Raw genomic sequence first — 6000 nt, forward strand, 5'->3', positions numbered from 1 at the left:
AAATATGGCCTTGTTTTATCATGTATATGAGGTCGGGGTTAAAGACTCCTGACTTTGATGCCTGCGGATTGTTCCGCGCTTCGCAGGCTTCAGAAAGAAGAGGAAAAGAAAAATGTATCTCATCGCAGGACTGGGGAATCCAGGGACAAAATACGAAGGAACGCGGCATAATATTGGCTGGCAGGTTATTGATGAGCTGGCAGAGAAATATAATATAAGGGTATTGGAAAACAAGTTTAAAGGACTGACCGGAAAGGGCATGATCGGTTCTGAAAAGGTGCTTCTGTTAAAGCCACTGACCTATATGAACCTCAGTGGGGAGAGTATTGCAGAGGCAGTACGCTTCTACAAGATCGATGAGACTACAGAACTGATCGTCATTGCAGATGATATCAGTCTGGATGTAGGACAGATCAGGATCCGGAAGAAGGGCAGTGCAGGTGGACATAATGGACTGAAGAATATCATTGCACAGCTTGGACATGAAAACTTTGCCAGAATCAAAATGGGTGTCGGGGAAAAGCCTGCAGGCTATGATCTGGCGGATTATGTGCTTGGACATTTTTCGAAGGAAGAGGAAAAGATCATGGCAGAGAGCAGAAAGACAGCAGTAAAAGCCATTGAAACGATCCTTGCAGAAGATATTGATAAGGCAATGAATCTGTATAACTCGAAGAAAAACCAGAAGGACTGAAAGGAACAGGAATCATATGAGGGCACTGACAGCTCCGTTATATGAGCTTTCGGAATTTGAAGAAATAAGGAAACTATTAAAAAAGCCGGGGAAATATGCAGCTCTGACAGGCTGTGTGGAGTCCCAGAAGCTTCATATGGCATATGGCCTTTCGGAAGGACTTCGGTGCAGGCTGATCGTGACCTTCAGCGACCAAAGGATGAAGGAGCTGCAGGAGGACTACCGCTTTTATGACAGAAATACGACCTGCTTTCCAGCCAGGGATGTGATCTTTTATCAGGCAGATATCCATGGAAATCAGCTTACCAAGGAGAGGATCCGGTGTTTCCGCAGGATGATGGAGGGAAGACCCTTTACTGTGGTGACGACCTTTGGGAGTCTTCTTGCACCGCAGATTCCACTTTCTGTTTTCAGGGATAATGTGATCACGGTAAGCTGTAATGGCTCTCTGGATGAAAAAAAGATGGTAGAGGAGCTCGTGAAGCTTGGCTATGAGAATGTCTATCAGGTGGAAGCACCGGGGCAGTTCAGCATTCGTGGCGGGATCATTGATATTTTCGATCTGACAGAGGAAAACCCGTACCGGATCGAGTTGTGGGGAGATGATGTGGAATCCATCCGCAGCTTTGATGTGCAGAGCCAGAGGTCTATTGAGAAGCTTTCTTCCATAACGATCTATCCGGCCTGTGAGCTGATCCTTACAGAGGAACAACTGAAAAAGGGCATGGAGCAGATTGAGAAGGAAAGCAAAAAGTTCTCAGAAAAACTCCGGAAGGAATTTAAAACGGAAGAAGCCCACCGGGTGGAAGAGCAGATGAATACGCTGAAGGAAGAGGTATTTGCTTATAAGAGCCTGGCCAATCTGGATGGATATGTCAGATATTTTTATGAGGATACGGTATCTTTCCTGAACTGTCTGGACGTGGAGAACAGTATTGTTTTTTTGGATGAACCGGCGAGGATCAGGGAGCATGCGTCAGCAGTAGAACTCGAATTCAGGGAGAGCATGAGCCACCGTCTGGAAAAGGGCTATATTCTTCCGGGACAGGCAGACTTTCTGTATTCCGTAGCTGAGGTAACAGCCAGGATGTCCGCATTCCGTCTGGCATCCCTGGCTGCACTTGACCTGAAGGGCGGACTGCTGAAGCCTGACTGGAAAGCAGATATTTCTGCCAAGAGTATCTCTTCCTATAATAACAGCTTTGAAGCACTGGTATCAGATCTGCAGAGATATAAGAAAAACGGTTATCGTGTGCTGTTGCTTTCCGGTTCCAGAACAAGGGCGAAACGACTTGCGGCTGATCTGTCAGAAGATGGACTGACAACATTTTATACCGAGGATCCGGACAGGGAGATAAAGGCAGGGGAGATCATGACCTTCTATGGAAGAGTATTCCGGGGCTTTGAATATCCGCTGCTGAAGTTTGCGGTCATTTCTGAGAGTGATATCTTTGGTGCTGAAAAGAAGAAAAAAAAGAAGAAAAAGCAGTATGAAGGAAGGAAGATCAACGACTTTTCCGAACTGTCTGTCGGAGATTATGTTGTCCATGAAAATCATGGGCTTGGTATTTATCAGGGTATTGAAAAGGTAGAGGTGGAAAAGGTAGTCAAGGACTATATCAAGATCTCCTACAGGGATGGCGGTATCCTGTATGTTCTCGCGACAGGTCTTGATGTGATCCAGAAATATGCCTCTGCAGATGCAAAGGTGCCAAAGCTCAATAAGCTTGGGACGGCAGAGTGGGTTAAGGTAAAGAATAAGACAAAGGCGGCAGTTAACGAGGTGGCAAAGGATCTGGTTGAGCTGTATGCCATCAGACAGCAGAGTGAAGGCTATTCCTATGGAAAGGATACTGTCTGGCAGCGGGAATTCGAGGAGCTGTTTCCTTATGAAGAAACTGAGGATCAGCTTTCTGCCATTGAAGCCACCAAGAAGGACATGGAAAGCAAAAAGATCATGGACCGTCTGATCTGTGGTGATGTGGGCTATGGGAAGACGGAAATTGCCATCCGGGCAGCGTTTAAGGCTGTTCAGGAGGGAAAACAGGTCGTATATCTGGTGCCGACTACGATCCTTGCCCAGCAGCATTACAATACCTTTGTACAGCGTATGAAGGACTTTCCGGTGCGGGTCGATCTGCTTTCCAGATTCCGGAGCAGCAGTGAGCAGAAGAAAACAATAGAGGATCTCCGGAAGGGACTGGTGGATATCGTGATCGGCACCCACAGAGTACTGTCTTCCGATGTGGTATTCAAGGATCTTGGACTTCTGATCGTAGATGAGGAGCAGCGCTTTGGGGTTGGGCACAAGGAGAAGATCAAGAAGATGAAGGAACAGGTGGATGTGCTGACGCTGACGGCGACACCGATTCCGAGAACCCTCCATATGAGTCTGATCGGAATCCGGGATATGAGCGTCCTGGAGGAGGCTCCGAATGACAGACTGCCAATTCAGACCTATGTTATGGAATATAACGAAGAAATGGTGAGGGAAGCCATCGTCAGGGAGCTTTCCCGGAACGGACAGGTTTATTATGTATATAACAGAGTCAATAACATTGCAGATGTTGCAGCACAGATCCAGAGTCTTGTACCGGAGGCTGATGTAGCCTTTGCCCATGGGCAGATGCAGGAACGGGAGCTGGAAAAGATCATGTATGATTTCATCAATGGAGATATTGACGTACTGGTATCCACAACGATCATTGAAACCGGACTGGATATCCCCAATGTCAACACCATGATCATCCATGATTCGGATAATATGGGACTGTCCCAGCTTTACCAGCTCAGGGGAAGAGTCGGCAGGAGCAGCCGGACGGCTTATGCCTTTCTGATGTATAAAAGAGATAAGATGCTGAAGGAGATCGCCGAAAAACGTCTTGCGGCGATCAAGGAATTTACCGAGCTTGGAAGTGGCTTCAAGATTGCCATGAGGGATCTTGAGATCAGAGGTGCCGGCAATCTGCTTGGGGTGAAGCAGTCCGGGCATATGCAGGCGGTCGGCTATGACCTGTATTGCAAGATGCTGAATGAGGCGGTGAAAACGCTTAAAGGGGACAGTGTGGCGGAGGATTTCAATACCACAGTAGACCTGGATGTGGATGCTTATATTCCTCCGTCCTATATCCTTAACGAAGTACAGAAACTGGATATTTATAAAAGGATTGCCGGGATTGAGAGCCAGAGTGAGTGCGATGATATGAAGGAAGAACTGCTGGATCGTTTCGGGGAGATCCCGGTACCGGTGCACAATCTGCTGCGTATCGCTCTGATCAGGTCTCAGGCACACAGACTGTACATTACCGAGCTGAAGGGAAAGAACGGTGAAATAAAGCTTCTGATCAAGGCGGATGCCAGGATCCATGCGGAGCGGATCCCGGAGCTTCTTGGAAAGGTGGAAAAGCTTTCCTTCAATATCAAGCTGACAACCTTTGTGTATCATTATCAGAGATCTGGTGTGGCAGAGAAGGATGCCAGATCCCTGCTGCAGGAAACAGAAGAGCTTCTTAACGTCATGGAAGAGGTTCTTCTGCGATAGAGATCCTGCAGGATAAATATATGGAATAATTTGAAATGTGCGCTTTTGTGGCGCACATTTTGTCTTTTACACAAATCTTACATAATCCTTACCTCTCTATGATATTTTCTTATACTTTCTCATGCTAATATACAAAGCACAGACAAGAAAAGCACAGAGCTTTTGAAATGTCTGCAGATGAATAACAATAAGAGGAGAAATGAAAAAATGAAAATGAAGAAGATTCTTGCACTGACATGTGCAGCAGCAATGGTGTTTGGTCTTGCAGCCTGCGGAAGCGCAGCGGCTGATACAACAGCAGCTGATACAACCGGAGCAGAAACAGAAGAAACAGCAGAGACAACAGAGACAGCAGATTCGTCTGCAGAGGAGACACAGGCTCCGGCTGAAGCATCAGCAGATCTTTCCGGAACTATTTCCATGGCAGGATCCACATCTATGGAGAAGCTTGCCAATGCAGTAGCAGAGAGCTTTATGGCAAAGTATCCTGGCGTTACTGTAACAGCAGAGTTCACAGGATCTTCCGCAGGTATTGAAGCAGTAACTGCAGGAAGCGTTGATATCGGTAATTCCTCCAGAGCATTAAAGGATGAAGAGAAGGAAGCTGGCGCTGTAGAAAATATCGTAGCAATTGATGGTATTGCAGTAGTAACAGATCCTGCAAACACTGTTTCAGGTCTGACAAAGGATCAGCTGATCAGCGTTTATAAGGGAGAGGTTAAGAGCTGGAGTGAACTTGGCGGTGAAGATGCACCTATTGTAGTGATCGGACGTGAAGCAGGATCCGGTACAAGAGGAGCCTTTGAAGAGCTTCTTGAGCTGGAAGATGCCTGCGCTTATGCAAGTGAACTGGACAGCACAGGTGCAGTGATCGCTAAGGTGGCAGCTACTCCTGGAGCAATCGGATATGTATCACTGGATGCACTTGATGATACAGTAAAGGCTTTTGCACTTGATGATGTTGAAGCAACTGCAGAGAATATCAAGGCTGGAAATTATTTCCTGAGCAGACCTTTCGTAATGGCTACCAAGGGTGAGATCAGTGAGCAGAGTGAAGCTGTACAGGAGCTTTTCAAATATCTGGCATCCGATGAAGGAAAGCAGGTAATTTCCGGTGTAGGTCTGATCACCGTAGACTAAAGAGAGGTAATCATCTTGAACAAGCAGCAGACTTTTTCCATCTTGGGAAACCGAAAGAATAAGTCCGCAGTGGAGGAAATCGCACAGGTTATATTTACCCTGTGCGCATTTCTTGCCATATTGGCGGTTATTTCCATTACGGTATATATGGTGATAAACGGAACACCAGCCCTGTTTCAGGTAGGTATCAGGGAAATCCTTTTTGGAACAGCATGGAAGCCAACGGCAGAAAATCCATCTTTTGGTATCCTGTATGTTATCCTGACATCTATTATAGGAACAGCACTTGCGGTACTCCTTGGCGTTCCGATCGGAATCCTGACAGCGGTATTTCTGGCAGAAACAGCACCGAGGAAGCTGGCAGCTCTCGTGAAGCCTGCAGTAGAGCTTCTTGCCGGCATCCCTTCGGTAGTATACGGACTTCTTGGACTGATGATCCTGAACCCTCTTATGTACAAACTGGAGCTTGCCATATTTAAAGGATCAGATACTCATCAGTTTACGGGTGGAGCGAATCTGCTGTCGGCCGTGATCGTACTTGCCATTATGATCCTGCCTACGGTGATCAACATCAGTCGGTCATTTTTTGCGGACAGTTCAATACATGCCCTTCGGTTCCTCTCCC

The 6000-nt window shown here is 46.8% G+C and carries 3 protein-coding genes and 1 pseudogene; all 4 read left to right on the plus strand.

Features of this window, described 5'->3' with window-relative positions; genetic code table 11:
* Positions 1–112 precede the first annotated feature (112 nt).
* Positions 113–694: an aminoacyl-tRNA hydrolase gene (gene pth, locus WJQ40_RS08790; RefSeq protein ID WP_262573846.1), complete on the plus strand. Its 582-nt coding sequence runs from the start codon at positions 113–115 to the stop codon at positions 692–694.
* 16 nt (positions 695–710) lie between these two features.
* Positions 711–4235, plus strand: a complete 3525-nt coding sequence (mfd, locus tag WJQ40_RS08795) for a transcription-repair coupling factor (RefSeq protein ID WP_337539390.1) — start codon at positions 711–713, stop codon at positions 4233–4235.
* Between the two features lie 207 nt (positions 4236–4442).
* Positions 4443–5375 carry a phosphate ABC transporter substrate-binding protein gene (locus tag WJQ40_RS08800; RefSeq protein ID WP_337539393.1) on the plus strand — a complete coding sequence of 311 codons (933 nt, stop codon included), beginning with the start codon at positions 4443–4445 and terminating at the stop codon, positions 5373–5375.
* Positions 5376–5390: 15 nt separating this feature from the next.
* Positions 5391–6000 (plus strand): annotated as a pseudogene (locus WJQ40_RS08805) (phosphate ABC transporter permease subunit PstC); the annotation flags it as partial.

The sequence above is a fragment of the Suilimivivens sp. genome, assembly GCF_037359455.1.
Taxonomy (GTDB): domain Bacteria; phylum Bacillota; class Clostridia; order Lachnospirales; family Lachnospiraceae; genus Suilimivivens; species Suilimivivens aceti.

Coding starts and splice junctions, on each gene's coding strand:
- mfd (WP_337539390.1), top strand. CDS start 711: ATGAGGGCACTGACAGCTCCGTTATATGAGCTTTCGGAATTTGAAGAA.
- WJQ40_RS08800 (WP_337539393.1), top strand. CDS start 4,443: ATGAAAATGAAGAAGATTCTTGCACTGACATGTGCAGCAGCAATGGTG.
- pth (WP_262573846.1), top strand. CDS start 113: ATGTATCTCATCGCAGGACTGGGGAATCCAGGGACAAAATACGAAGGA.